Origin of the sequence: Streptomyces sp. NPDC049541 (assembly GCF_044465725.1) — a bacterium.
Lineage (GTDB): Bacteria > Actinomycetota > Actinomycetes > Streptomycetales > Streptomycetaceae > Streptomyces.
Genome location: NZ_JBITLY010000005.1, coordinates 589,407 through 613,885, shown reverse-complemented (window position 1 = coordinate 613,885; position 24,479 = coordinate 589,407). Strand labels below are relative to the sequence as shown.

Genomic DNA, 24,479 nt, shown 5'->3' with positions numbered 1-24,479 from the left:
CGGCCCCGGCCGTGATATGCCGGGAGGGTGATCAGCCGTCTCCCTCTCGATGACCAACTCGACTCCCTACGCACGGTGTTGTCCCGCAACAGCGTCCTGACCGAGGTGCTGGAGCGGACCGCGACGATGGCGCTGCCCGGCTGGTACCTCACCGCCGGGTGCCTCTTCCAGACCGTCTGGAACGTCGTCACGGACCGGCCGCCCACCGCCGGCATCAAGGACTACGACGTCTTCTACTTCGACGCCGACGACCTGTCCTGGGAGGCCGAGGACGCCGTGATCAAGGCCGGCCGGGAGATCTTCGCGGATCTCCCGGCCGAGGTCGAGATCCGCAACGAGGCCCGCGTGCACCTCTGGTACGAGGACAGGTTCGGGGTGCCGTGCCCGCCGTACGAGTCGAGCGAGGCGGCGATCGACAGCTTCGCCGCCACGACCTGCTGTCTGGGCGTACGGCCGGCGGCCGGCGGCCGGTGGCGGGTCTACGCACCGCACGGCCTCTCCGACGTCTTCAACCTCGTCGTGCGGCCGAACCCCGTGCTCGCCCCGCGTTCCGTATACGAAGCCAAGGCCGCGCGCTGGCGCGAGCAATGGCCGGAACTGACCGTGCTCGACTGGCCCCACCGGGACTCGTCCATGGAGCGTCCATAGGGCCTTCATCGGACGGCCATGGACCTCCCACGGAGCGGCAAAGTTCTTCCGGCCCATCTGTTCCGGGCTCCTCGCCTCCGGCTACTTTCTGGCCGTCCTGCCATGTACACACAACACCGGCACAGGATGTTCGAAGTGTCATGCCCATGACGGCGCCCGCCGCCGCTACGCGCGTCACAGGCCTGCCACCAGCGTCGAGAACCCCACTCCCACGACGGAGGCAGTACCCCCATGCGTGAGAAGCCCAGACGGAGCCTGCGAAGACTCCTGGCCACCGCCATACCCGCCCTCGCTCTCGGCCTCGCCGGACTCGTGGCCGCACCGGCGCACGCGGCACCCGTGGCCACGCACACCACTCGGGCCGCCCAGAACGCCAAGGCCCTCACCTCCCCCGAGCGGCAGACGTTCCACTCGACCGGCAAGGCCGGCCAGAAGGTGCCGACCCAGCACCTGTGCGCCACCGCCGCCCCCGGTCACGCGTCCTGCTTCGCCCAGCGCCGTACCGACATCAAGCAGCGGCTGGCCTCCGCGGTCGCCGCCGCCGCGCCCTCCGGCCTCTCCCCGGCCAATCTGCACAGCGCCTACAACCTGCCCTCGACGGGCGGCTCCGGCCTGACGGTCGCCGTGGTGGACGCCTACAACGACCCCAACGCCGAGTCGGACCTGGCCACTTACCGCTCGACGTACGGCCTGTCCTCCTGCACCAAGGCCAACGGCTGCTTCAAGCAGGTCAGCCAGACCGGTTCCACCACCTCGCTGCCCACCAACGACACCGGCTGGGCGGGTGAGGAGGCGCTGGACATCGACATGGTCAGCGCGGTCTGCCCGAACTGCAACATCATCCTCGTCGAGGCCAACTCCGCGAACGACACCGACCTCGGCATCGCCGAGAACGAGGCTGTGTCGCTCGGCGCCAAGTTCGTCTCCAACAGCTGGGGCGGCTCCGAGTCCTCCTCCCAGACCAGCGAGGACACCTCGTACTTCAAGCACCCGGGTGTCGCGATCACCGTCTCCGCCGGTGACTCCGCCTACGGCGCCGAGTACCCGGCGACCTCGCAGTACGTGACGGCGGTCGGCGGTACGGCCCTGTCCACGTCCTCCAACTCCCGTGGCTGGACCGAGTCGGTGTGGCACACCAGCTCCACCGAGGGCACCGGCTCCGGCTGCTCCGCGTACGACCCGAAGCCGAGCTGGCAGACCGACAGCGGCTGCAGCAAGCGCATGGAGGCCGACGTCTCCGCGGTCGCCGACCCGGCCACCGGCGTGGCGGTCTACGACACCTACGGCGGTTCCGGCTGGGCGGTCTACGGCGGCACCAGCGCCTCGTCGCCGATCATCGCCGGTGTGTACGCGCTGGCCGGCACCCCCGGTTCCACCGACTACCCGGCGAAGTACCCGTACTCCCACACCAGCAACCTCTACGACGTCACCAGCGGCAACAACGGCTCCTGCTCGACGTCCTACTTCTGCACCGCCGGGACCGGATACGACGGCCCGACCGGCTGGGGCACCCCGAACGGCACCACCGCCTTCACCTCGGGCAGCACCTCCGGCAACACGGTGACCGTCACCAACCCGGGCAGCCAGTCGACGACGACCGGCAGCTCGGTCAGCCTGCAGATCAGCGCGAGCGACAGCGCGGGGGCGACCCTGACCTACAGCGCGAGCGGCCTGCCGACCGGGCTGTCCATCAACAGCTCCAACGGCCTGATCTCCGGTACGGCGTCCACCGCGGGCACCTACCAGGTCACCGTCACCGCCAAGGACTCCACCGGTGCCTCCGGCTCGACCTCCTTCAGCTGGACGGTCGGCTCCAGCGGCGGCACCTGCTCCTCCACACAGCTCCTCGGCAACCCCGGCTTCGAGTCGGGCAACACCACGTGGACCGCGTCCAGCGGAGTCATCACCAACTCCAGCAGTGAGTCGGCGCACGCCGGTTCGTACTACGCCTGGCTGGACGGCTACGGCTCCTCGCACACCGACACGCTGTCCCAGTCGGTGACCGTGCCGAGCGGCTGCAAGGCGACCTTCACCTTCTACCTGCACATCGACACCGCGGAGACCGGCTCCACCGCGTACGACAAGCTGACGGTCAGCGCCGGTTCGACCACCCTGGCGACGTACTCGAACGTCAACGCCGCCTCCGGGTACGTGCAGAAGTCCTTCGACCTGAGCTCCTACGCGGGCTCGACCGTCACCCTGAAGTTCAGCGGTGTCGAGGACTCCTCGCTCCAGACCAGCTTCGTCGTCGACGACACCGCCGTCACGACCAGCTGATCCCGTTCGATCCTGTGTGACCCGGGGCCCCGGCCGCGATCTTCGCGGCCGGGGCCCCGGTGTGGATCCGGACGTCGGGGTGACACGTCACAGAAGTGAGGAGGCCCCCCATGCGCCGAACGATCCGCCACACGACCCTCGCCCTCGTGGCACTCACCCTCGCCCTGGCCGGCTGCGGCACCCAGACCGACAGCGGAAAGAGCGGCGACGGCACCCACGTGTCGTCCTCCCCCACACCCAAGAAGAGCCCGCCACCGAGCCCCTCGGGCGGCTGTACGGCGGCGTCGACGCTCGGTGCCGCCGACAGCGGCCGTACTGTCTGTCTGGCGGTGGGCGACACCGTCCGGATCAGCCTGGACGGAACCGCGAAGCGGCCCTGGAAACCGGTCACCGCGAGCGGCTCGGTGCTGCGGGCCGACAACAGCGGCTTCGTCCTGCAGCCGGGCGACGCGAGCGCCGCCTTCAAGGCCGTGGCGGACGGGAAGACCCGGCTGGAGTCCACGCGGCCGCTGTGCGCCGCCCAGTCCGGCCGGGTCTCGTGCCTGGGGATTCAGGAGTGGTGGGTCACCGTGGTGGTGAAGTAGCGCTGCCGGCGGGCGGGACGCCCGGCGGGGCGGAGGTCCTCGGCCTCCCGGCGGGCCTGCTCGGCCTCGCGGATCTGCCGGTCGATGCGACGGTCGCGCGCGATACCGAGCACGGACGGGAGGACCAGGAGAACGAGGAGGGCGAGAACGGTCAGCATTCCGATCAGTCCTTCGAGGTGTGCCGTATCCATGGACACCACTGTCGCGCCGATAGCTCCTGACAAACAGTGGCAGGACTGCCGTAGAGCCTCGAAAAACTGCCAACGTCGAGGCACACTGGTGGCATGCTGCAGAACGTCGCCGCCGTCGTCCTGGACGGCGTGAACCCCTTCGAACTGGCCGTCGTCTGCGAGGTGTTCGGCACCGACCGCAGCGACGACGGACTGCCCGTCTACGACTTCGCGGTCGCCTCGGCCGAGGGCCCGGTGCTGAGCACACGCGCCGGCTTCTCCATGAACGTGGAGCACGGTCTGGAGCGGCTGGAGGAGGCCGACCTCATCGCCGTGCCGGCCGGCGCCTGCTTCGAGACCCGGGAGTTCCCGCCCGAGCTCCTCGACGCCCTGCGGCGCGCGGCCGGCCGGGGCGCCCGCATCCTCAGCGTCTGCTCCGGAGTCTTCGTGGTCGCCGCGGCCGGGCTGCTCGACGGCCGGCGCTGTGCCGTGCACTGGCACCACGCGGAGGAGCTGGCCCGGGCGTACCCGCGGCTGACGGTCGAGCCCGACGTCCTGTACGTGGACGAGGACCCGGTGATCACCTCGGCGGGCACCGCGGCCGGCATCGACGCCTGTCTGCACATCGTCCGCAAGGAGCAGGGCCCGGAGGTCGCGAACAAGATCGCCCGGCGGATGGTCGTGCCCCCGCACCGGGACGGCGGACAGGCCCAGTACATCGAGCGCCCGCTGCCCCGCTCGCACGGCGACACGGTCGCCGAGGTGCTGGTGTGGATGGAGCGGCACCTCGACGAGGAGGTCACGGTCGAGCAGCTCGCCGACCGCGCCCACATGTCACCGCGCACCTTCGCCCGTCGCTTCCAGCAGGAGACGGGGACGACTCCCTACCGGTGGATCCTGCGGCAACGCGTGCTGCTGGCCCAGCGGTTGCTGGAGGGCACGGACGAGACGGTGGACGCGATCGCGGGCCGGGCGGGATTCGGCAACGCGGCCGCGCTGCGCCACCAGTTCGTCCAGGCGATCGGAACGACCCCGAACGCCTACCGGCGCACCTTCAGGGGCCCGCAGGCGGCCGCCTGACGGTCACCGGGGCCTCAGTCGTTGGCGACGACGGGGTAGCGCGGCTCGTTCTCGGCCATCTGCCTGAGCGCGTCCTTGCGCTCACGCTTGGACAGGCGGTCGATGTACAGGTAGCCGTACAGGTGGTCGGTCTCGTGCTGCAGGCAGCGGGCGAAGTAGCCGGTGCCACGGACCTTGATCGGGTTGCCCTTCTCGTCCTGGCCGGTCACCTCGGCGTAGTCGGGACGGGCCAGCGGTGCGTACGCGGTGGGCACGGACAGGCAGCCCTCGTTGCTGTCGTCCAGGCGGCGCCGCTCGGCGGGCAGGTCCACCAGCTTGGGGTTGCAGACGACACCGACGTGCCGGACGCCCTCGTCGTCGCCGCAGTCGTAGACGAAGACCTTCAGGTCGACGCCGATCTGGTTGGCGGCCAGACCCACGCCCTCGGCGGTGCGCTGCGAGGCGAACATGTCCGCGACCAGCTGCTGCAGTTCCTCGCCGAACTCGGTGACGTCCTTGCACTCCTTGTGCAGCACCGGGTTCCCGACGACGGTGATGGGCCGCGAGGTCCCGGCCGCCCGCCAGGCGTTCTCGCGCTCCTCGGTCTCCTCGGTGTCGATGACGAAGCCCTCGTCGTCGACGGGGAGCACGCCCACGTGCTGCTGATCGGTGTCCTGCTGCGCCATGCCGACGTATGCCTTCCTCAAAAACCGGGGTTCACTGGGGATACAGGGTACGGGGAAGCGCCCCCATGGGGGCGCGGGCAGCTTCGATATGCGGCTCCGCCGCGTGGGCGCGACCAGCCACGACGAAGCCGCACCCGGACGGCGCTAGCAAACCTCTTCGAGATCCCGCCAGTCACGAGAATCCGGGCTGTCGGCAACCCACCCGTCCAAGAGCCCCCTGACCAGGGAAGCCGGCGCAGCCACCCCACATTCCCGCTCAGGCACCCACAGCTGCCCATCCGTCCGATGCCCCAGAGGTCCAGGGTGTCCGGGCTCACTGTGATCATGGGGATCCAGATGTTCCCCATCCCCCTCATCGGACGGCATCCGAGACTCCGAGCACATACGGCACAGGAGCCGCACCGATGACGACCAGTCCTCCGCGGCAAACCCCGCGTCCGCGGCAAGCTGCTCCAACGCATCCCGATCCGCCTCGGTGGCAGCTTCAAGCAGCACCACCCACGTAGGCACAGGCGACGGCGCCCACAGCTCGATCTCGTCGAACACGGGATAGGCATGCCCGGCGGCAGTGGTGCGCTCGCCATGGGGCACCCCGTCGTGCAGCACGACCTCGCCCCACCGCCGGCCGGAGGACGGCAGCGGAATGGACAGGACCTCCATCCGCGCGGGGTCCAGCCGCCGCCCCCACACCACCTCGGCCTCCCCCTCCGGGGACAGCCGTACGGCGGCGCTGCCCAGCTCCATCCCGACGGGCTCGCCGTTCGCCGCGGCAGCCCCCGGCACCCGCAGCCCGTACGCCTGCCAGGACCGCCGGGCCAGCGGCCAGTCCTGCAGGGCGGTGGCCGCGATGCCGACGTTCCACCAGTCGGGGGCGCCGGTCTCCCGGTCGAGCAGGGCGACGGCGCGCAGGCCTGCCGCGCGGGCCTGCTCCCAGTCGTGCCGGAACTTGTGCAGCAGGGCGAGGTTGAACCAGGACTCGGAGAGCCAGGGCTCCAGGTCGGCGGCACGTGTCAACAGTGCGCCCGCGTCCTCGTACCGGCCGTCGCCGATCAGCGTGAACGCGCGGTCGGTGGCCTGCCGCCAGGAGGCGGAGGGCCGGTGCCGTCCCTTGCCGAAGATCCTCACGATTCCCTGCCAGTTCCGTGGAGTGGGCTGGCTAGTGCTGCCCCCGGACACACCCTCTCATTCGCATCCAACCACGTACGGCTGGAAGGGCGCTCATTACCCATGGGTTACCCAGCCGCAGGCAGGGTCAGACAGTCCCGTGCGAGGACCCGGGCCAGCGATTCCACCACTTCGGGCGCATAGTCCCCAGCGGTGGCGAGCCGCAGCTCCTCCAGCGCCGCCAGGGGCCCGCCGGGCCCGGCGTCGCGTGCTTTCTCGTCGTAAGCGTTGACGGCCCGCACGATCCGGGCGGCAAGCGGCTGCTCCCGGTAGGGGTCGGCCTGCCGCTCGACGACCACGGCGACCGCCGAGTCGACCCCGGTCTGGCGTACGACGGCCCCGCCGAGCAGCGCGATGCGGCGCTGCTCGGCCGTGGGCAGGCCGGCCGTGGCGCCCGCCGGCACCGGGTCGACCAGGCTGAGCTGGCCGATGTCGTGCATGAGGGCGGCGTACTCCAGCACGGTCAGTTCGGGCCGGGTGAGCCCGAGGTCGCGTCCGACGGCACGGCTGAGGGCGGCCACCCGGCGGGCGTGCCCGGCGGGGGTGTACCCGGCGATCTCGGTGGCGCGGGCGAGGGAGGTGATGGTCTGCCGGTACGTGGTCCGCACGGCCGCGTACCGCTTGAAGGACAGCTGGGTCAGCAGCAGCGGCAGCGAGAACACGGGCAGCGCCCACAGTCCGACGACGGCGACCGCGAGGGCCATCACCGCGCCCGTGGCGCACACGGCGGAGCCGATGCCGAGGAGGGCGTGCAGCTCGTCCCGCAGCAGCGGGCCGAAGGGCCACCGGGTGCGGGAGTGGGCGAGTGCGGCGGCGAGCACGGCGTCGCACAGTGCGGTGAGCGCGAGGAGGGCGAGGAGCAGCAGGGCGTAGGCGGGGCCGTGCCAATGGCCGAACGCCCCCCGGTTGTACAGGGGTTGGAAGCAGACGGCGGCGAATCCGACGGTGAGCACGCGTCGCGCGAGGTGGTCGAGCACGGGGCCGCGTCCGCGGGCGATGTGCGGCACGCTGCCGATGAGGGCGGCGGCGAGGACGACGGCGACGACCTGGGTGACGCCGTGGTGGGTGGGGTGCCCGGCGTCCTCCCCGAGCAGGGCGTACGACATCGCCCCGGCGGCCCCGAGCGGCGCGGCCTCCCTGACCCGGGCGCCGGTCCAGCGGCTGAGCTCGCCGACGGTGACGAGCACCCCGAAGGCGAGGGCGGTGGGCCGCTCCTCCAGACCGGTGTGGTGGGTGACGGCGAGGGAGACGCCGGCGAGGAGCCCGGCACAGGCATGTATGAGGAGCGTCAACGGCAACCGGGTGCTCATCCGCGGTCCCCGGCCCCGCTGTTGACGACCGCGACGAGCCCCGCAACCACCGGGCACCCGTCCCCGGACCCCCGACCGGCTGAAGACGCCCCCGGCGGGCGAAGGCAGACGGCACCGGCCCTCCACGACCACCGGGCGCTCATCCGAGGGCTCCCGGCCGACTGGAGACGACGACGGCGGGCACGCAGACGACCCCGGCGGGCACGCGCAGGCAAGGCTGCGCCACCACGACCACCAGGCGCCCGTCCCGGGCCCCCGGCCCGCTGGAAACCGCCGCTGCGGGGCTGTGGCACCGCGGTCGCCAGGGGCTCATCCGCGTGCCCCCGGTCGGCTGGAGACGGTTGCGGCTGGTGCGGGAAGCCGGGGCTGCTCGTCCGCGGTGACCGCGGGATGCCAGCCCGAGCGGGCGAGCGCCTGGACCAGGGCCGTGACCATGCGGGGGTCGAACTGTGCGCCCGCGCACCGCTGCAGCTCCTCCAGGGCGGCCGGAACGGGCCGGGCGCGCCGGTAGCAGCGCGTGGACGTCATCGCGTCGAAGGCGTCCGCGACGGCCACCACGCGGGCGGATTCGGGGATCTGGCTTCCGCGCAGTCCGTACGGGTAGCCGCTGCCGTCGAGGCGTTCGTGGTGGTGGAGCACGGCGGCCCGGGCCTCGCCCAGAAAACCGATTCCGCGCACCATTTCATGGCCGTACTCGGGATGCAGCTCGATCACCCGCCGCTCCTCGGGGGTCAGCGGCCCGTTCTTCCTCAACAGCCGTGTGGGGACGCCGAGTTTGCCCACGTCGTGCAGGATCCCGGCGAACCGCAGGACCTCGACGCGCTCGTCGTCCATGCCGAGTTCCCGGGCGATCATCATGGAGGCCTGGCCGACCCGTTCGCTGTGGCCGCGGGTGTACTCGTCCTTGATGTCGACGGCCTGCACCAGTGCCCGGATCGTCGCCTGGTGGGCGGCGCGCTCCCGGTGGTACTGCGTGAACACCCACCAGGACACGCACATCGGCAGCAGCACCAGCAGCGCGGCGACGGGCCCGTACGGGCTGCGCCACAGGACGGCCATCATCAGCCCGGCGAGCCCGTGCACCACCACGGGCGCCAGGGACCGTACGAACAGCCCCCGCCAGGCCCGCCGCGCCGGCACCCGCTCGGCCAGCGTGCGGATCCCGCCGTCGAGGGCGGTCAGCACCAGGCAGAAGGCCAGTACCGCGGCGCCCGCGGGCACGAGTGCGTACGGGAAGTCGGAGGCGACGACCGCGTCCCGCCCGCCCAGCGACCAGTGCACCCGGCCCGCGGCCCACACGCCGAGGACCAGCTGGGCGGCCCGCCAGCACCGCCGCAGCCGACGCGGCCGCTGGTCGACCCGGGACAGCAGTGCCCCCGGCAGCGCCACCAGGGCGGCGGCCGGGGGCGGCAGCAGAAAGGCACCGGCGAGCAGCACCGGGTAGAACGTTCCGGCAAAGCGCCATCGGGCGGCGGCCTGCTCACAGCCCGCGTACAGCAGGGCGAGCAGGGCGAGCGCACGCCAGGAGGTGTGGACGGCGAGCAGCGGAAGCAGGCAGAGCAGTGCGCCGAGGACCGTACAGGCGACGTACGCGCGTGCCCGTGCCGGAACCGCCTCCATCACGCTCCTCCCGGCCGAACCTGCTCCGGGTGAGGAGACTAGGGCGGGCCGGGGGGCGTCCGCGGGCTTATGAACCGCGGATTAGCACGTTCGAGTGACGACAGCCCGTTCCCGGCATTCCGGACGAAGGTCCGGGGGAGTTCAGGACTCCTGCGGGGTCGCGGTGATGTCGTGCTCGGGGACGGCCTGTCCGGAGCGGATCAGGTCGAGCCGCCCGAGCACCTTCGCGCGCAGGTCGCTGGGCACGTCGTCATGGCCGCAGCACCGCTTGACCAGCTTCTTCACGGCCTGCTCCAGGCCGTACTTCTCCAGGCACGGCGAGCACTCCTGGAAGTGCTGCTTGAACTTGTCGCGATCGACGTCCGGCATCTCACTGTCGAGGAACTCGTAGAGATGGTCGAGGACCTCACTGCAGTCCGTCTCGTGCGGCTCTCCGCAGCTCATGAGCCCGAGCCTTTCGCTTCGTCCGACTCTCCGGCGCCGGCCGGGACCAGTCCGCGCTCACGCGCGTAGTCCTCGAGCATGCCGCGCAGTTGACGGCGGCCCCGGTGCAGCCGGGACATCACCGTACCGATGGGTGTCCCCATGATGTCCGCGATCTCCTTGTACGCAAAGCCCTCGACATCGGCGAGGTACACGGCGATGCGGAATTCCTCGGGGATCGCCTGGAGTGCTTCCTTCACGTCCGAGTCGGGCAGGTGGTCGAGCGCCTGCGACTCCGCGGAGCGCAGACCGGTCGACATGTGCGACTCGGCGCGGGCGAGCTGCCAGTCCTCGATCTCCTCGGCCGCGGAGCGCTGGGGTTCGCGCTGCTTCTTGCGGTACGAGTTGATGAAGGTGTTGGTGAGGATCCGGTACAGCCACGCCTTGAGATTGGTGCCTTCGCGGAACTGGTGGAAGGACGCGTACGCCTTGGCGTACGTCTCCTGCACCAGGTCCTCGGCGTCGGCCGGGTTGCGCGTCATGCGCAGGGCGGCCGAGTACATCTGGTCGAGGAATTCGAGCGCGTCCCGCTCGAAGCGCGCGCTGCGCTCCGCGGTCGACTCCGCGCTGACGCCCTGGCCCTCGGGCAGCTCCGCCTGGCCGTTGTCGGTCCCTGCGTCGATCCCAGTGACCGGACCCACCTCCTCAAGATTCCGGGCAGCACCGAAACCGGTGTCGCCAGAATCGGAGGATAGACGACGACCCGTCCCCGCCGCCCCTCGAATAGGGGTGGTCTTGGCCGCAGTCAGCACCGTCCAGTCCAGGTCAGTGCGGCTGCTGCGGCTCGGGCAGATGGTCGAACCCATGCGGCGGACTTCCTCTCCTACGACGATCGGTGCTGGTCTCCAGCACTTCTGTCCGCCTCAACAGTGGCCGCCCGCGCGACATTCCCCGCCGTCACCCGAGTGACGCGGTCCACTGGGTCACACCGTCCGTGATGATCTCCAGCGCCTTCTCCTGGGTGATCTCCGCCCGCTTGGGCACGGCGAACCCGTGATCGCCGGAGGGCACCTCGACCAGTTCGTACGCCCCCTGCGGGAACTCCTCGGGCTTTCCGAAGGGGTCCTTCCCGCCCTGTACGACGAGGGTGGGCACCCCGGAGCCCAGCAGCTCCTCGGCGCGGGACTTCTCCGGCTTGCCCGGCGGATGCAGCGGGAAGCTGAGGGCCAGGACGGCACGGGCGCCGAGCTCGACGGCCGTACGACAGGCGACACGGGCGCCCGCGCTGCGTCCGCCCGAGATCACCGGCAGTCCGGGCCCGGCGAGAGCGGGCCAGATCCCGCGCCAGCCGAGGTCGAGCGTCTTCGGGGCGGGTGCCAGCTTCTTGCCGGCCACCCGCCAGGGCTGCTCGACGAGGGCGACGGTCACTCCGTGTCCGGGCAGGGCCTGGGCGAGGGCCTGGAGGTCCCGGGCCTCGATGCCGCCACCGGCGCCGTGACTGACGGCGAGGACGAGTCGCGGCCGGTCGGCGTGGCGCCAGGTGATGCGGGCCGGACCGGCATCCGTCTGGACGTCCTGTGTCACTTCAGTCAGGTCTGTCACATCAGAAAAGTGTGCCTTCTTCGGGGCCCTCGAGTTCCTTCAGCAGCTCCGGCCCGTTGTTGCGGACGTTGCTGACCGCGGTGGAGACGGGGTAGGCGCGCATCAGCCCGGCGGGCGGCGGCTCCAGCAGCGACCGCAGGTCCTCGGGGTCGGTGCGGGAGGGGTCGAGCCAGGCGTCCCAGCGGTCCGGGGTGAGCATCAGCGGCATCCGGGGGTGGATGTCGGCGAGCGCGTGCGGGCCCTCGGCCGGGGCGACGGCGAGCGGTGTCTTCTCCGCCTCGGTCGTGATCACGGAGCAGGTCACCCACCAGGCCTGCGGGTGGTCGTCCGGCAACGTCTTGTCCCGCCAGAACTCGTACAGCCCGGCCATCGCGAAGACCGACCCGTCGGCGGGCAGCACGAAGTACGGCTGCTTGCGGGGCCGCTTCTTCTTCCCTTCGACCTCCAGGTCCCGCTCGCCCTTGCCGGTGACCCACTCGTAGTAGCCGTCGGCGGGGATGATGCAGCGGCGGGAGGTGAAGGCCCGCTTGTACGACGGCTTCTCGTGGACGGTCTCGGCACGGGCGTTGATCATCCGCGCCGCGCCCTCCGGGGTCTTCGACCAGGACGGCACCAGGCCCCACTTCAGCTTGCGCAGCTGCCGAACCGGCCGCGGGTCGTCGACGTCCTTAAGGGGGCGGTCCAGTACTGCGTACACCTCCTTGGTGGGGGCCACGTTGTAGTCGGGCGCGAGGGTCTCCTCGGGTTCCCACTTCTCGATCTCAAAGATTCCTGCGAGATCCTCGGGCCTACGACTCGCTGCATACCGTCCGCACATACGTGCCACACTGCCAGATTCGACGAGACCTACGGGAGCCACCGCCGACAATGGACAGCACCGCATCCGCCTCGCTCGCCTCCCTCTGGGACCAGGTCTCCGGCAGCCAGCCGGACCCCGACCTCTGGGTGGTGATCGCGACCCTGGTCGCCGCGCTGGCCGTGGTCGTCCCGCACAACGTGTGGCGCATCTCGCGCAACGCCATCACCATCGCCCACGAGGGCGGCCACGGTCTGACCGCCCTGCTCACGGGCCGACAGCTGACGGGCATACGGCTGCACTCCGACACCAGCGGCCTCACCGTCAGCCGCGGCAAGCCGCACGGCCTGGGCATGATCCTCACCGCGGCCGCGGGCTACACCGCTCCCCCGCTCCTGGGCCTCGGCGGCGCGGCCCTGCTCGCCGTCGGCCACATCACCCTGCTGCTGTGGCTGGCCACGGCCCTGCTGATCGCCATGCTGGTGATGATCCGCAACGCGTACGGCGCCCTGACGGTCGTGCTGACGGGAGGCACGTTCCTGCTGGTGTCGTGGCTGGCGGGACCTCAGGTGCAGGCGGCGTTCGCGTACGCGGTGGTGTGGTTCCTGCTGGTCGGAGGGGTCCGCCCGGCGTTCGAACTGCAGGCGAAGCGGAGCCGCGGGGGTGCCGGGGACTCGGACGCGGATCAGCTGTCCCGGTTGACACATGTGCCGGCGGGCTTGTGGCTGTTCCTGTTCCACGCGGTGTCGTTGTGCTCATTGATAGGCGGCGGCCGCTGGCTGCTAGAGGTGTGACCAGCTGCTCTCAGGGGTGCGGGGCTGTGTCGATCAGCGGCTCCGCCGCGGGGCGCGATCAGCCCCACGGCGCCGCACCCGAAGAACCGCCTGCTTATAAAGTGGCCCCATGGCCACAAACCCCGCACACACCGCCCTCTGGCCCGCCCCCCTCGCGAGCGGAGCCGTCGACGCGACGGTCCACGTGCCGGGGTCCAAGTCGGTCACCAACCGCGCCCTGGTGCTCGCGGCTCTCGCCAGCGAACCGGGCTGGCTGCGCCGCCCCCTCCGCTCCCGCGACACCCTCCTGATGGCGGGCGCCCTGCGGGCGATGGGCGTAGGCATCGAGGAGGGCGTGGGCCCCGACGGCACCGGGGAGACCTGGCGGGTGCTCCCGACGGGCCTGCACGGCCCGGCCACCGTCGACGTCGGCAACGCCGGCACCGTGATGCGCTTCCTGCCCCCGGTGGCCGCCCTCGCCGACGGCCCCATCCGCTTCGACGGCGACCCGAGGTCGTACGAGCGCCCCCTGAACGGCGTCATCGACGCCCTGCGGGTGCTGGGTGCCCGGATCGACGACGACGGCCGGGGCGCGCTGCCGCTGACAGTGCACGGCGGGGGCGCCCTGGACGGCGGCCCGGTGGAGATCGACGCCTCGTCGTCCTCCCAGTTCGTGAGCGCCCTGCTGCTCTCAGGACCGCGCTTCAACCAGGGCGTGGAGGTCCGTCACATCGGCAGCTCCCTGCCCTCCCTGCCGCACATCCGTATGACCGTCGACATGCTGCGCGCGGTCGGCGCGCAGGTGGACACCCCGGAGTCGGGCGGCGAGCCCGATGTGTGGCGGGTGACGCCGGGCGCGCTGCTCGGCCGGGACCTGACCATCGAGCCCGACCTGTCCAACGCGCAGCCGTTCCTGGCGGCCGCCCTGGTGACCGGCGGCAAGGTCGTGATCCCCGACTGGCCGTCCCGCACCACGCAGCCCGGCGACAAGCTGCGGGAGATCTTCACCGACATGGGCGGTTCCTGCGAACTGACCGAGTACGGGCTCGAGTTCAGCGGTTCGGGCGCCATCCGCGGTATCGACGTGGACCTCAGCGAGGTCGGCGAGCTGACCCCGGGCATCGCCGCGGTCGCGGCGCTCGCGGACTCCCCCTCCACCCTCCGCGGCGTGGCCCATCTGCGGCTGCACGAGACGGACCGGCTGGCCGCGCTCACCAAGGAGATCAACGAGCTCGGCGGTGACGTCACCGAGACCGCCGACGGCCTCCACATCCGGCCGCGCAAGCTGCACGGCGGGATCTTCCACACGTACGAGGACCACCGTATGGCGACGGCCGGCGCGATCATCGGCCTCGCGGTCGAGGGCGTGCAGATCGAGAACGTGGCGACGACGGCGAAGACCCTGCCGGACTTCCCCGACATGTGGGCCGGGATGCTCGGGGCGTAGAGGACGGCAAGGACCAGTCATGCGCCGCTACGGCAAGCACACCGACGAGGACGACATCCGCAGCCGCCCGAACCGCAAGGGCAACCGGCCGCGCACCAACATCCGGCCCAAGCACGAGGACGCCGCCGAGGGCATGGTCCTCACCGTCGACCGGGGCCGACTGACCTGCCTGGTCGAGGACCGGATCGTGCTGGCGATGAAGGCCCGCGAACTCGGCCGGAAGGCGGCGATCGTCGGCGACCGGGTGGCGCTCGTCGGCGACCTGTCCGGCAGGAAGGACACCCTGGCGCGCATCGTCCGCATCGAGGAGCGCACCTCGGTGCTGCGCCGCACCGCCGATGACGACGACCCGTACGAGCGCGTGGTCGTCGCCAACGCCGACCAGCTCGCCATCGTCACCGCCCTGGCCGACCCGGAACCCCGACCGCGTCTGATCGACCGCTGCCTGGTCGCGGCCTACGACGGCGGCCTGGAACCCCTCCTGGTCATGACCAAGTCGGACCTCGCCCCGCCCGACAAGCTCCTGGAGCTCTACGGCGATCTGGACATCCCCTATGTCGTCATCAGCCGTGAGGAGCTGGAGAACGGTGACGCGGCGGCCCGGGTGCGCGAGCAACTCGACGGCAGGGTCACGGCGTTCGTCGGCCACTCGGGCGTCGGCAAGACGACGCTGGTCAACGCGCTGGTCCCGGAGGACCGGCGGCGGCTGACGGGCCATGTGAACGCGGTGACCGGCCGCGGCCGCCACACCACCACCTCCGCGCTGGCGCTCCCGCTCAGCGGCGACCACGGCTGGGTGATCGACACGCCGGGCGTGCGGTCCTTCGGCCTCGCCCACATCGACCCGTCCCGCGTCATCCACGCCTTCCCCGACCTGGAACCGGGCACGGAGGGCTGCCCGCGCGCCTGCAGTCACGACGAACCGGACTGCGCGCTGGACCAGTGGGTGGCCGAGGGCCACGCGGACCCCGCCCGGCTGTATTCGCTGCGCCGGCTGCTGGCCACGCGGGAACACAAGGAGGGCGACTGACCTCCGCGGTGTTTGTGGGGCCGCCGACCCGGTAAGTGCATAATCGCACCGAGCCGGACATACGGGAGGACAGCACATGGCGTGGCTGCTGGTAGTGGTGGCCGGATTGCTCGAGACGGGTTTCGCCGTGTGCCTCAAGCTCTCCCACGGTTTCACCCGCCTGTGGCCGACGATCGCGTTCTGCGCCTTCGCCCTGGGCAGCTTCGGCCTCCTCACGCTCTCCCTGAGGAAGCTGGACGTCGGCCCCGCCTACGCGGTGTGGACCGGCATCGGCGCGGCGGGCACCGCGATCTACGGCATGATCTTCCTCGGCGACCTGGTGTCGATGCTGAAGCTCGTCTCGATCAGCCTGGTCATCGTGGGCGTGATCGGCCTCCAGCTCTCCGGGTCCGCCCACTAGTAGTGCAAGGCCTGCATAGTGCCGTCCGGCAACCGCTCGGCCATCGGCTGGATCGACTTCCGGCGGCCGTCCAGCATCAGACCTCGCAGATAGCACTCGCCCCACCGCCGTTGATCCCGCCACGGCAGCGAACTGAACACATCGGCCACGAACTGCGATAACTCACCCCGCAGCCGTTCCACTTCCCCAGCCTCATGCCTGGTAGATGCCCGCCACCAGGCGAGATCACCCAACGTAACGAAGCACTACTAGGCGACGTGGACGACTCCTGGCGGCCGCGGACCGCATGTCGGTCCGCGTCAACTGCCCTTCCCCCAGCGTGCGGTCGCCCCCGTGCCACCGCTCGCCCGCCGAAGTCGGCGTCGGGACCGGTCACTTGGGCAACGCGCGCGCGGCTTTCCTGCGCAACCGTCACACCGCCTGCCGGGGCAGGGCCGTGCGGACCAGGTCCGCCACCCCGCCCTCCCCCGGCGGCGCCGCCACGCAGGACAGGGCGAGGCGCACCACCAGCTCGCAGGAGCGCGCCAGCTCCGCCGTGTCCGACTTGACCGCCCCCGGCTTCGACAGCACCGCCACGGCCCGGTCCCGGACGATCGCCACGAAGTCGCCGGGCGACGGCAGCGGGCCGTCCGCCCGGCGCTGCGCGGGCACCGCAGAGGAGGACGGCACCGCGGACAGCGTCGGCGAGGGCAGCCGTTCACTCCAGCAGCCGGTCAGCATGGCCCGTACGAGTGCGTTCTCGCGCGCCGTCGACGCGGTCCATTCGGCGGTCGCGGTGAGCCGGTCCCGGGCGTCGCTGTGGGTCGCGAGCGCACGTTCGACGCCGGCGAGATAGCCGTCCGCCTCCCTTCTCACGAGCGCCCTGGCGAGCCCCTCCTTGCTGCCGAACTCGTTGTAGAGGGTCTGCCGGGACACTCCGGCGGCCGAGGCGACGTCCACCATCCGCACGGCGGACCACGGTCGGCGCGCCAGCGCCGTGTACGCGGCGTCCAGTAGGGATTCCCGCGCTGCAGGCATCATCGCCTCCCTGGGGCGAGCGGCTCTGCGCCCAGATTTGACGCGCACAAGGGCACTGTCAAGGGTTCGCGAGCGCACGCGGGGGCGCCCCTCGGCCACCGTGTGCCCACCCCCGAAGGCGGCCATGTTGCCGCCAAACCGTGAGCATGGCCTGGTGGCCCCATCACGACCTCGCCGGATAGCGTTCGTTCCATGCCGGACTACCTCGACGATCTCCGTTTCGCCCACGTCCTCGCGGACGCCGCCGACGCGGCAACGATGTCCCGCTTCAAGGCGCTCGACCTCAAGGTCGAGACGAAACCGGACATGACCCCGGTGAGCGAAGCGGACAAGGCGGCGGAGGAGCTCATCCGCGGCCAGCTCCAGCGCGCCCGCCCCCGGGACGCGATCCTCGGCGAGGAGTACGGCCTGGAGGGCACGGGCCCCCGCCGCTGGGTGGTGGACCCGATCGACGGCACCAAGAACTACGTACGCGGTGTCCCGGTGTGGGCCACCCTGATCTCCCTGATGGAGGCGGGCGAGACCGGCTTCCAGCCCGTGGTCGGCGTGGTCTCCGCGCCCGCTCTGGGCCGCCGCTGGTGGGCCGCGAAGGGGCATGGCGCCTTCACCGGCCGCAGCCTCTCCTCCGCCTCCCGTCTGCAGGTCTCCCGCGTCGCGAAGCTGTCGGACGCCTCGTTCGCGTACTCCTCCCTGTCCGGCTGGGAGGACCAGGGCCGGCTGGGCGGCTTCCTGGACCTGACCCGCGAGGTGTGGCGCACCCGCGCGTACGGCGACTTCTGGCCGTACATGATGGTCGCCGAGGGCTCGGTCGACATCTGCGCCGAGCCGGAGCTCTCCCTCTGGGACATGGCCGCCAACACGATCATCGTCACCGAGGCCGGCGGCACCTTCACGGGCCTGGACGGCCGTCCGGGCCCGCACAGCAGCAACGCGGCCGCCTCGAACGGCCTGCTGCACGACGAGTTGCTGGGCTACCTCAACGAACGCTACTGAGGCGCTCACACAAAAGCACAGATGAGCGCGTGCGCCCTCAATTGGCCGCACGCGCCCTCTTGTTGACTCCCGCTTTACCTGCGACTCTGAAAGTCCCCCCACTTGTGAACTTGTGAATCCCTGAACTAAGTGGATTCCTTTGGAGGTGGCTGAAGTCCATGCTCGTCCGCGACGCCATGAGCACGGTGGTTCTGACCATCGGCCCCGCCCACACCCTCCGCCAGGCCGCAGCCCTGATGTCCGCCCGCCGTGTCGGCGCGGCCCTGGTCCTCGACCCGGACGCCGGCGGTATCGGCATCCTCACCGAACGCGACATCCTCAACTCCGTCGGCCTCGGCCAGAGCCCCGACATCGAGCGCGCCCACGACCACACCACCAACGACGTCGTCTTCGCCGCCCCGTCCTGGACTCTGGAGGAGGCGGCCCGCGCCATGGCCCACGGCGGCTTCCGCCATCTCATCGTCCTCGACCGGGGCGAGCCGGCCGGCATCGTCTCGGTCCGCGACATCATCCGCTGCTGGGCACCGGCACGGCAGCACGTGCCCGCCTGACCCCGCGGGGGGACCGGAGTCATGCTGGACTGAGTCCAACTCCAGCAGCGATCCAAACTCACACCTGTTCGGAAAATGGTCCCCCTGCTGTTAGGCTGGATCGCATGAGTGACCTTCTGGAACGGCTGCGCGGACGCGGATGGCGGATGACCGCGCAGCGGCGCGTCGTGGCCGAGGTCCTCGACGGCGAGCATGTGCATCTGACCGCCGACGAGGTCCACTCCCGGGCCGTCGCCAAGCTGCCCGAGATCTCCCGCGCGACCGTCTACAACACGCTGGGCGAGCTGGTCTCCCTCGGCGAGGTGCTCGAGGTCTCCACCGACAAGCGCGCCAAGCGGTACGACCCGAACGCGCACCGGCCGCACCACCACCTGGTCTGCGCCCAGTGCGGCGCGATCCGCGACGTCCACCCGAGCGGCAACCCGCTCGCCGACCTCCCCGACACGGAGCGCTTCGGCTTCACCGTCTCGGACGTCGAGGTCACCTACCGCGGCATCTGCCCGAACTGCGCGGCGGCGTAGCCAGCCTCTGCGACACCAGAGCGCGGAAACACCCAGAGCACGGAAACACCGAGGGCCGGAATCCATTCACTGGATTCCGGCCCTCGGCCTTCAGTAGCGGGGACAGGATTTGAACCTGCGACCTCTGGGTTATGAGCCCAGCGAGCTACCGAGCTGCTCCACCCCGCGTCGATGAACGCAACACTACGTGAAGCCCGCGACCAGAGGCAAATCGCTTACGGCCGGGGCAGGATTTTCAGCCTGTCCGGCGTTTCAGGACGAGTCCGTTCAGGCCGAAGGGGGCCTGGGGGCGCAGCCTCCGGGCGGCCGGCCCACCGCGGAGCACTACGCCGACAACTCCTCCAGCAGGGCGTCCCGCAGCCGCGCCGCCCGCTTGGACACTTCCGCCGGCCCAAGCGTCACCGCCCGGTCCGCCCACCGCTGCCCTTCCGCCAGCTCGCCCCGACGCGCGTAGACCAGGGCCAGCCGCAGCGCCGCCCGCCCGTGCCCCGCGTCGGCGGCCCGCGTCCACCACACGGCCGCCTCCGGCTCGCTCCCCTCGCGGGCCAGCAGCAGCCCGAGGTTGAAGGCGCCGTTGCGGGACCCGGCCTCGGCGGCCGCGCGGTACCAGCGCGCCGCCTCCACCACGTCCCCGCGGGCGGCGGCCATCATCCCGACCCGTACCTGCGCCCGCCGGTGCCCCTGGGAGGCCGCGCGCTCGTACCACTCCTCGCACTCGGTCTTCTCGTGCACGGACTCCCCGAGCTCATGCGCCGGCGCAGGCGGGCGCCGGGCGTCCAGGACGGTCGCCAGCCGGTACGCGGCCTCCGCGCTGCCGCCTCCCGCCGCACAGCGCAGATGCCGCTCCGCCGCCCGCTCGTCCCCGTCCCGCAGCCGCGCGATGCCGACCTGCAGCGCCGCTTCGGTGTGCCCGGCGGCCGCGGCACGCTCGTACCAGAGCAGCGCGACGTCGTCCTCGGCCCGCCCCGCGTGCAGGATCCCCAGGTTGAACGCGGCGTCCACGCTCCCGGCCTCCGCGGCCTTGGAGAACCACGGCTCGGCGCCCGTCGTGTCGCCGCCCTGCAGCAGCAGGATCGCCAGGGCGTTCGCCGCCTCGCGGTGCCCGGCGTAGGCGGCCCGGCGGTACCACTGCTCGGCCTGTGCGGTCCGCCCCTGCTCGGCGCAGAGCAGCCCTAGGTTGTAGGCGCCGTTGTCGTCACCGGCGTCCATCGCGGCCCGGTACCAGCGCTCGGCGGTCTGCGTCTCCCCCCGCTGGGCGTGCAGGGCACCGAGGGCGTTGGCGGCGTTGCCGTCCCCGTCCTGGGCGGCCCTGAGCCACCACACGGCAGCGCTCTCGGTGTCGCCTGCGTCCCGCAGCAGGAACCCGAGCGCGCAGGCGGCGCGCGCCTCGCCGTCCTTGGCGGAGGTCAGATACCAGCGCCCGGCCTCCTTGAGCTCACCGCGCTTCTCCAGGATCGCGCCGAGGTGCAGCGCGGCCCGCCGGTGTCCGCGCGCGGCGGCCTGCCGGTAGAACTGCTCGGCCTGGGCCAGCAGTTCGACACCGTTGTCAGCCCCGTCCTCGCCCTGGCGGGCCGCCCTGCGGTCGAGTGCTCGGGCCAGGCGGTAGGCCGCCTCCCGGTGCCCGCGCTCCGCCGCGGCCCGCATCCAGTCCTCGGCTCCGGCGTCCCCGCGGTGCTCCAGCAGGTCGGCGAGCGCGTAGGCGCCCAGGGCGTGCCCCTGTTCGGCGGACTGCCGCAGCCAGTACTCGGCGGCGGGCTCGTCCCCGCGCTCCCGGTGATGACGCCCGAGCGCGTGCGCGGCGGCCGCGGACCCGGCGACGGCGGCGATCCGCCACCAGCCGGCAGCGTCGTCGGCGTATCCGCGCTGGTGGAGAAGGACCCCCAGGTTGTTGGCGGCGGCACGGTCGCCCGCGGCGGTGGCGGCACGCAGATGGGGCTCGGCTCCGTCGAGATCACCACGGCGCAGCAGCATGGCCCCGAGGACGCTCATCGCCTCGACGTCGCCGGCCTCGGCGGCGAGCCGCCGGCGAAGTTCCTCGACGGCCTCCTCAGCCACCTCCCCGGCTTCGCCCGGTTCGGAAGGCTGCACAAATCGCCCTGTCTCGAACAGAGTTGCCTTGTCCCCCATAACGTCCATCGTCGCACCACCTGCAACCCGGGTACACCTGGTATACCGCAGCCAGTGAGGTCACTTCAGCGTTTTGTCGACATGCCCACAGAGAGACAAGTCAAACACAGTTCACCCAACTCCCGGAGGCGGCATGACGATCCCCCTGACCGGCACATGCGTTCGCACATCACGAAGGCCCGGATCCTTGAGGATCCGGGCCTTCGACTGCAGTAGCGGGGACAGGATTTGAACCTGCGACCTCTGGGTTATGAGCCCAGCGAGCTACCGAGCTGCTCCACCCCGCGTCGTTGTGTGGCAACCGTACCACGACGCGGGGTGGACATGATCAGCCGCTGCCGGAGCTGCCGCTGGGGCTCGGACTGCCGCTCGGGCTGGGGCTGCTGCTGCTCTTGTTGCCGCCGCCGCTCGCCTTGCCGGCCTTGGACTGCGCGTCCTCGGCCCGCTTGAGGGCGTCCTGGAGGTCCTTCTGGGCCTCGCCGTACGCCTGCCAGTCGCCCTTCTTGAGGGCTTCCTGGCCGGCGTCGAAGGCCTTCTGGGCGTCGTCCAGCGCCTGTTGGACCGTCGGATTGCTCGACGCCGGCGGTGGGTTCGTCCCCGTGTCCGACGGCGGTGTGGTTGAACTCTCCGCTCCGAAGACCTTGTCGAGGGCCTGGCCCAGGGTGTCCTCGAAGGCGGTGTTGCCTCCGTAGGTCACCAACACCTTGCGCAGCAGGGGGTATTTGAGTCCACCACCGCGTACGTAGACCGGCTCCACGTAGAGCAGTCCTCCGTCGAGCGGCACGGTCAGCAGGTTGCCGTACTCGATGTCGGAGTCGCCGCCCTTGAGGAGCTTGATCGCCGCGGCGATGTTCTGTTCGGAGTTGAACTTGCTCTGTACCTGTTTGGGTCCGTCGACGGTCGTGCTCGTCGGCAGTTTCAGGATTCTGATCTTGCCGTAGTCACTGGTGCTCGCATCGGCGTCGACCGCCATGAACGCACTGAGGTTGTCCCGTCCGTTCGGCGTGAAGGTCGTCGTCAGCGAGAACGCCTGCGAGGACTGGCCGGGCATCTTCATGCTCAGGTAGTACGGCGGCACCGCGTTGCCCGACTTGTTGGTCGGGTCGTCCGGCACCTGCCACACCTCGCTGCCGGTGAGGAAGGTCTGCGCGTCCGTGACGTGGTAGCGGCTGAGCAGCTCGCGCTGGACCTTGAACAGGTCCTGCGGGTAACGGAAGTGGGCCTGCAGCTCGCGCGAGATGTCCTGCTTCGGCTTCACCGTGCCCGGGAACGCCTTCATCCACGTCTTCAGGACGGGGTCCGCGGTGTCCCACTGGTAGAGCTTGACCTCGCCGGTGTACGCGTCGACGGTCGCCTTCACCGAGTTGCGGATGTAGTTGACCTGGTTCTGCTGGGCCACCACCGCGCGGTTGGTGTTGGTCGCGGTCAGCGAGTCGGCGGTGGTGTCACCGAGGGTCGTCCGGGAGGCGTACGGGTACCCGTTCGTCGTCGTGTAGGCGTCGACGATCCACTGGATACGGCCGTCCACCACCGCCGGATAGGCGTCGCCGTCGATGGTCAGCCAGGGCGCCACCGCCTCGACGCGCTCCTTGGGGGTGCGGTTGTACAGGATCCGCGAACCCTTGCCGATCGCCCCGGAGTAGAGGATCTGCGGCTCGTTGAACGCGACCGCGTAGGCGGCCCGGTTGACCGGGTTGGCGAGGTTGACGCCGCTGTTGCCCTTGTAGCTGGTGGTCTTCTCGCCGCTGTCGTCGGAGTAGTCGATCTCCTGCTGGGGACCACCGACGATCGAGTAGGTGGTGGTCTTCTCGCCGTAGTAGATCTGCTGCTTGTACTTCCCGAGGTCACCCGTGGACGGCAGGTCCGACTCGGTGAAGACGGGCTGGCCGTCCTGGACCTCGGTGCCCTTGGCGGCGACCACACCGTAGCCATGGGTGTAGCGGAAGTGGTCGTTGATCCAGTTGTTCTTCGGAATGCCGTTGAGGTTCAGCTCACGCAGACCGATGACGGTGTCCTGCTCCTTGCCGTCCTTGCTGTAGCGGTCGACGTCCAGGTTGTTCGGGAACGCGTAGTAGTTCCTGATCTGTTGGAGCTGCTGGAAGGTCGGCGAGACGATGTTGGGGTCCAGGATGCGGATGCTCGCCGCGTCGTCGACGCCGTCGCGCAGCTTCGACTTGTCCTGGGTGGTGCTCGTCCCCGAGTAGTCGGTCACCTTGGTGTCGTCGATGCCGTACGCCTCACGTGTCGCCTTGAGGTTCTTCTGTACGTACGGCGCTTCCTTGGCCTGCTCGTTGGGCTGGACCTGGAACTTCTGGACGATCGCGGGGTAGAGCCCGCCGATGAGGATCGCCGAGAGCACCATGAGGCCGAAGCCGATCACGGGCAGCTGCCAGGTGCGGCGCCACAGGGTGGCGAAGAACAGCAGCGCGCAGATGACGGCGATGCAGAACAGGATGGTCTTCGCGGGCAGATAGGCGTTCGCGTCGACGTACCTGAGGCCCGTCCAGTTGTCCGTCGCCTTGAAGTCGCTGGACTTGACCGCGAGGCCGTACCGGTCGAGCCAGTACGCGACCGCCTTCAGCGCCACGAAGATGCCGAGCAGCACCGAGAGATGACCGGTCGCGGCGGCGGTGGCGCGCGCGCCCGGGGAGGTGATCCTGAGGCCGCCGTACAGGTAGTGGGTGAGCGCGGCGGCGATCAGGGAGAGGATCGCGGCCGCGAAGCCGAAGCCGAGCAGGAAGCGGTACCAGGGCAGGTCGAAGGCGTAGAAGGAGACGTCGAGGTGGAACTGCGGGTCCTTCTGGTGGAAGGGCACGCCGTTGACCCACATCAGCCAGGTGCGCCACTGGCTCGACGCCGAGGCGCCGGCGATCAGACCGACCAGGGCGGTGATCCCGAGCAGCAGCCAGGTCTTGTACGGGGCGATGCCCATCCGGTAGCGGTCCAGGCTCTGCTGCTCCATGGACATGGCGCTCAGCGGCGGCCGCAGCCGGTGCGCCAGCCAGACGTTGAAGCCGACCGCGAGGGCCATCAGCAGACCGAAGACGAAGAACAGTCCGATCTTGGTCCACAGGGTGGTGGTGAAGACGGACGAGTACTTCACGGAGCGGTACCAGAGCCAGTCCGTCCAGAAGCCCGCGAACATGGTGAACGCCATGCCGAGGACGGCAAGGACGCCCAGCGTCATCAGCAGGGTCCGGACTCGCCGGGACGGGCGGCCCACTCTGATCCGTGGCCCCGTCGGGCCTCCGCCGCGGTCCGGCATCTGGAAAGCCAAGGTG

At 70.7% G+C, this 24,479-nt stretch carries 23 protein-coding genes, 2 tRNA genes and 1 pseudogene; 11 read left to right on the top strand and 15 right to left on the bottom strand.

The genetic code is table 11. The annotated features are described in order from the left end of the window. Nucleotides 1-27 precede the first annotated feature (27 nt). From ACIBW9_RS22165 to ACIBW9_RS22155, 3 genes are all read left to right on the top strand, one after another. Entirely contained in the window at nucleotides 28-648 is a 621-nt protein-coding gene (locus ACIBW9_RS22165; protein ID WP_398957481.1) for a nucleotidyltransferase family protein, read from the top strand. A 231-nt stretch (nucleotides 649-879) separates the two neighbouring features. Then, on the top strand, nucleotides 880-2,925 hold the full coding sequence (locus ACIBW9_RS22160) for a putative Ig domain-containing protein (protein WP_398957480.1): 2,046 nt from the start codon (nucleotides 880-882) through the stop codon (nucleotides 2,923-2,925). A gap of 110 nt (nucleotides 2,926-3,035) precedes the next feature. Then, complete coding sequence (locus ACIBW9_RS22155) at nucleotides 3,036-3,509, top strand: hypothetical protein (RefSeq protein ID WP_398957478.1); 474 nt, start codon at nucleotides 3,036-3,038, stop codon at nucleotides 3,507-3,509. Here the strand turns inward: ACIBW9_RS22155 and ACIBW9_RS22150 are convergent. Continuing rightward, nucleotides 3,476-3,700: a hypothetical protein gene (locus tag ACIBW9_RS22150; protein WP_398957476.1), complete on the bottom strand. Its 225-nt coding sequence runs from the start codon at nucleotides 3,698-3,700 to the stop codon at nucleotides 3,476-3,478. The two genes, ACIBW9_RS22155 and ACIBW9_RS22150, sit on opposite strands and share 34 nt — an antisense overlap. Before the next feature lie 93 nt (nucleotides 3,701-3,793). Here ACIBW9_RS22150 and ACIBW9_RS22145 point away from each other — a divergent pair, with 93 nt between their 5' ends. Continuing rightward, complete coding sequence (locus ACIBW9_RS22145; RefSeq protein WP_398957474.1) at nucleotides 3,794-4,759, top strand: GlxA family transcriptional regulator; 966 nt, start codon at nucleotides 3,794-3,796, stop codon at nucleotides 4,757-4,759. 14 nt (nucleotides 4,760-4,773) lie between these two features. Here ACIBW9_RS22145 and def read toward each other — a convergent pair whose 3' ends face one another. The 8 genes from def to ACIBW9_RS22105 all read right to left on the bottom strand — a co-directional run bounded on the left by def (nucleotide 4,774) and on the right by ACIBW9_RS22105 (nucleotide 12,360). Continuing rightward, complete coding sequence (gene def, locus ACIBW9_RS22140; RefSeq protein WP_398957472.1) at nucleotides 4,774-5,424, bottom strand: peptide deformylase; 651 nt, start codon at nucleotides 5,422-5,424, stop codon at nucleotides 4,774-4,776. Nucleotides 5,425-5,568: 144 nt separating this feature from the next. Further along, nucleotides 5,569-6,549, bottom strand: a complete 981-nt coding sequence (locus ACIBW9_RS22135) for a hypothetical protein (protein ID WP_115906028.1) — start codon at nucleotides 6,547-6,549, stop codon at nucleotides 5,569-5,571. A 107-nt stretch (nucleotides 6,550-6,656) separates the two neighbouring features. After that, entirely contained in the window at nucleotides 6,657-7,898 is a 1,242-nt protein-coding gene (locus ACIBW9_RS22130; RefSeq protein WP_398957469.1) for an HD-GYP domain-containing protein, read from the bottom strand. Nucleotides 7,899-8,207: 309 nt separating this feature from the next. Continuing rightward, complete coding sequence (locus tag ACIBW9_RS22125) at nucleotides 8,208-9,518, bottom strand: HD-GYP domain-containing protein (protein ID WP_398957467.1); 1,311 nt, start codon at nucleotides 9,516-9,518, stop codon at nucleotides 8,208-8,210. A 141-nt stretch (nucleotides 9,519-9,659) separates the two neighbouring features. Continuing rightward, complete coding sequence (gene rsrA / locus ACIBW9_RS22120; protein WP_398957465.1) at nucleotides 9,660-9,962, bottom strand: mycothiol system anti-sigma-R factor; 303 nt, start codon at nucleotides 9,960-9,962, stop codon at nucleotides 9,660-9,662. Beyond that, on the bottom strand, nucleotides 9,959-10,642 hold the full coding sequence (gene sigR / locus ACIBW9_RS22115) for an RNA polymerase sigma factor SigR (RefSeq protein ID WP_398957463.1): 684 nt from the start codon (nucleotides 10,640-10,642) through the stop codon (nucleotides 9,959-9,961). The genes rsrA and sigR overlap by 4 nt, the downstream gene beginning before the upstream one ends. A 256-nt stretch (nucleotides 10,643-10,898) precedes the next feature. Next, nucleotides 10,899-11,543: an alpha/beta family hydrolase gene (locus tag ACIBW9_RS22110; RefSeq protein WP_398957461.1), complete on the bottom strand. Its 645-nt coding sequence runs from the start codon at nucleotides 11,541-11,543 to the stop codon at nucleotides 10,899-10,901. Between the two features lies 1 nt (nucleotide 11,544). Further along, the gene (locus ACIBW9_RS22105) at nucleotides 11,545-12,360 is read right to left on the bottom strand and encodes an SOS response-associated peptidase (protein ID WP_398957459.1); all 816 of its coding nucleotides are present in this window, start codon (nucleotides 12,358-12,360) and stop codon (nucleotides 11,545-11,547) included. A gap of 50 nt (nucleotides 12,361-12,410) precedes the next feature. Between ACIBW9_RS22105 and ACIBW9_RS22100 the strand changes: the two genes are divergently transcribed. The 4 genes from ACIBW9_RS22100 (at nucleotide 12,411) to ACIBW9_RS22085 (ending at nucleotide 15,989) form a co-directional block, all read left to right on the top strand. Continuing rightward, nucleotides 12,411-13,133 carry a M50 family metallopeptidase gene (locus ACIBW9_RS22100; protein WP_398957456.1) on the top strand — a complete coding sequence of 241 codons (723 nt, stop codon included), beginning with the start codon at nucleotides 12,411-12,413 and terminating at the stop codon, nucleotides 13,131-13,133. A gap of 109 nt (nucleotides 13,134-13,242) precedes the next feature. Beyond that, nucleotides 13,243-14,559 carry a 3-phosphoshikimate 1-carboxyvinyltransferase gene (gene aroA, locus ACIBW9_RS22095; protein ID WP_398957454.1) on the top strand — a complete coding sequence of 439 codons (1,317 nt, stop codon included), beginning with the start codon at nucleotides 13,243-13,245 and terminating at the stop codon, nucleotides 14,557-14,559. 19 nt (nucleotides 14,560-14,578) lie between these two features. Further along, nucleotides 14,579-15,589 (top strand): ribosome small subunit-dependent GTPase A, encoded by a 1,011-nt coding sequence (gene rsgA / locus ACIBW9_RS22090; protein ID WP_398957451.1) that lies wholly within the window; start codon nucleotides 14,579-14,581, stop codon nucleotides 15,587-15,589. Between the two features lie 76 nt (nucleotides 15,590-15,665). Next, nucleotides 15,666-15,989 carry a multidrug efflux SMR transporter gene (locus ACIBW9_RS22085; RefSeq protein ID WP_344405388.1) on the top strand — a complete coding sequence of 108 codons (324 nt, stop codon included), beginning with the start codon at nucleotides 15,666-15,668 and terminating at the stop codon, nucleotides 15,987-15,989. A 5-nt stretch (nucleotides 15,990-15,994) separates the two neighbouring features. Here the strand turns inward: ACIBW9_RS22085 and ACIBW9_RS22080 are convergent. Both ACIBW9_RS22080 and ACIBW9_RS22075 read right to left on the bottom strand, forming a co-directional pair. Beyond that, nucleotides 15,995-16,222: pseudogene (locus ACIBW9_RS22080) on the bottom strand (transposase); the annotation flags it as partial. Between the two features lie 178 nt (nucleotides 16,223-16,400). Beyond that, nucleotides 16,401-17,009, bottom strand: a complete 609-nt coding sequence (locus ACIBW9_RS22075; RefSeq protein ID WP_398957448.1) for a TetR/AcrR family transcriptional regulator — start codon at nucleotides 17,007-17,009, stop codon at nucleotides 16,401-16,403. A gap of 189 nt (nucleotides 17,010-17,198) precedes the next feature. Here ACIBW9_RS22075 and hisN point away from each other — a divergent pair, with 189 nt between their 5' ends. From hisN to ACIBW9_RS22060, 3 genes are all read left to right on the top strand, one after another. Then, nucleotides 17,199-17,999, top strand: coding sequence for a histidinol-phosphatase (hisN, locus tag ACIBW9_RS22070; RefSeq protein WP_398957446.1), 801 nt, complete (start codon nucleotides 17,199-17,201; stop codon nucleotides 17,997-17,999). A 158-nt stretch (nucleotides 18,000-18,157) separates the two neighbouring features. Then, nucleotides 18,158-18,550, top strand: a complete 393-nt coding sequence (locus ACIBW9_RS22065) for a CBS domain-containing protein (protein ID WP_344405390.1) — start codon at nucleotides 18,158-18,160, stop codon at nucleotides 18,548-18,550. A 104-nt stretch (nucleotides 18,551-18,654) separates the two neighbouring features. Continuing rightward, nucleotides 18,655-19,071 (top strand): Fur family transcriptional regulator, encoded by a 417-nt coding sequence (locus tag ACIBW9_RS22060; RefSeq protein WP_115906041.1) that lies wholly within the window; start codon nucleotides 18,655-18,657, stop codon nucleotides 19,069-19,071. A gap of 94 nt (nucleotides 19,072-19,165) precedes the next feature. Here ACIBW9_RS22060 and ACIBW9_RS22055 read toward each other — a convergent pair. From ACIBW9_RS22055 to ACIBW9_RS22040, 4 genes are all read right to left on the bottom strand, one after another. Further along, a tRNA-Met gene (locus tag ACIBW9_RS22055) sits at nucleotides 19,166-19,239 on the bottom strand. 156 nt (nucleotides 19,240-19,395) lie between these two features. Beyond that, complete coding sequence (locus ACIBW9_RS22050; RefSeq protein ID WP_398957443.1) at nucleotides 19,396-21,207, bottom strand: sel1 repeat family protein; 1,812 nt, start codon at nucleotides 21,205-21,207, stop codon at nucleotides 19,396-19,398. 204 nt (nucleotides 21,208-21,411) lie between these two features. Beyond that, nucleotides 21,412-21,485, bottom strand: a tRNA-Met gene (locus ACIBW9_RS22045). A gap of 41 nt (nucleotides 21,486-21,526) precedes the next feature. After that, nucleotides 21,527-24,463: a UPF0182 family protein gene (locus ACIBW9_RS22040; RefSeq protein WP_398957659.1), complete on the bottom strand. Its 2,937-nt coding sequence runs from the start codon at nucleotides 24,461-24,463 to the stop codon at nucleotides 21,527-21,529. Between the last annotated feature and the right edge of the window lie 16 nt (nucleotides 24,464-24,479).

Bases quoted from the DNA above. Each gene is read 5' to 3' on its own strand.
- ACIBW9_RS22160 (WP_398957480.1), top strand. From the start codon at position 880: ATGCGTGAGAAGCCCAGACGGAGCCTGCGAAGACTCCTGGCCACCGCC.
- ACIBW9_RS22155 (WP_398957478.1), top strand. From the start codon at position 3,036: ATGCGCCGAACGATCCGCCACACGACCCTCGCCCTCGTGGCACTCACC.
- ACIBW9_RS22150 (WP_398957476.1), bottom strand. From the start codon at position 3,700: ATGGATACGGCACACCTCGAAGGACTGATCGGAATGCTGACCGTTCTC.
- ACIBW9_RS22145 (WP_398957474.1), top strand. From the start codon at position 3,794: ATGCTGCAGAACGTCGCCGCCGTCGTCCTGGACGGCGTGAACCCCTTC.
- def (WP_398957472.1), bottom strand. From the start codon at position 5,424: ATGGCGCAGCAGGACACCGATCAGCAGCACGTGGGCGTGCTCCCCGTC.
- ACIBW9_RS22130 (WP_398957469.1), bottom strand. From the start codon at position 7,898: ATGAGCACCCGGTTGCCGTTGACGCTCCTCATACATGCCTGTGCCGGG.
- ACIBW9_RS22125 (WP_398957467.1), bottom strand. From the start codon at position 9,518: ATGGAGGCGGTTCCGGCACGGGCACGCGCGTACGTCGCCTGTACGGTC.
- rsrA (WP_398957465.1), bottom strand. From the start codon at position 9,962: ATGAGCTGCGGAGAGCCGCACGAGACGGACTGCAGTGAGGTCCTCGAC.
- ACIBW9_RS22105 (WP_398957459.1), bottom strand. From the start codon at position 12,360: ATGTGCGGACGGTATGCAGCGAGTCGTAGGCCCGAGGATCTCGCAGGA.
- ACIBW9_RS22100 (WP_398957456.1), top strand. From the start codon at position 12,411: ATGGACAGCACCGCATCCGCCTCGCTCGCCTCCCTCTGGGACCAGGTC.
- aroA (WP_398957454.1), top strand. From the start codon at position 13,243: ATGGCCACAAACCCCGCACACACCGCCCTCTGGCCCGCCCCCCTCGCG.
- rsgA (WP_398957451.1), top strand. From the start codon at position 14,579: ATGCGCCGCTACGGCAAGCACACCGACGAGGACGACATCCGCAGCCGC.
- ACIBW9_RS22085 (WP_344405388.1), top strand. From the start codon at position 15,666: ATGGCGTGGCTGCTGGTAGTGGTGGCCGGATTGCTCGAGACGGGTTTC.
- ACIBW9_RS22075 (WP_398957448.1), bottom strand. From the start codon at position 17,009: ATGATGCCTGCAGCGCGGGAATCCCTACTGGACGCCGCGTACACGGCG.
- hisN (WP_398957446.1), top strand. From the start codon at position 17,199: ATGCCGGACTACCTCGACGATCTCCGTTTCGCCCACGTCCTCGCGGAC.
- ACIBW9_RS22065 (WP_344405390.1), top strand. From the start codon at position 18,158: ATGCTCGTCCGCGACGCCATGAGCACGGTGGTTCTGACCATCGGCCCC.
- ACIBW9_RS22060 (WP_115906041.1), top strand. From the start codon at position 18,655: ATGAGTGACCTTCTGGAACGGCTGCGCGGACGCGGATGGCGGATGACC.
- ACIBW9_RS22050 (WP_398957443.1), bottom strand. From the start codon at position 21,207: ATGGACGTTATGGGGGACAAGGCAACTCTGTTCGAGACAGGGCGATTT.
- ACIBW9_RS22040 (WP_398957659.1), bottom strand. From the start codon at position 24,463: ATGCCGGACCGCGGCGGAGGCCCGACGGGGCCACGGATCAGAGTGGGC.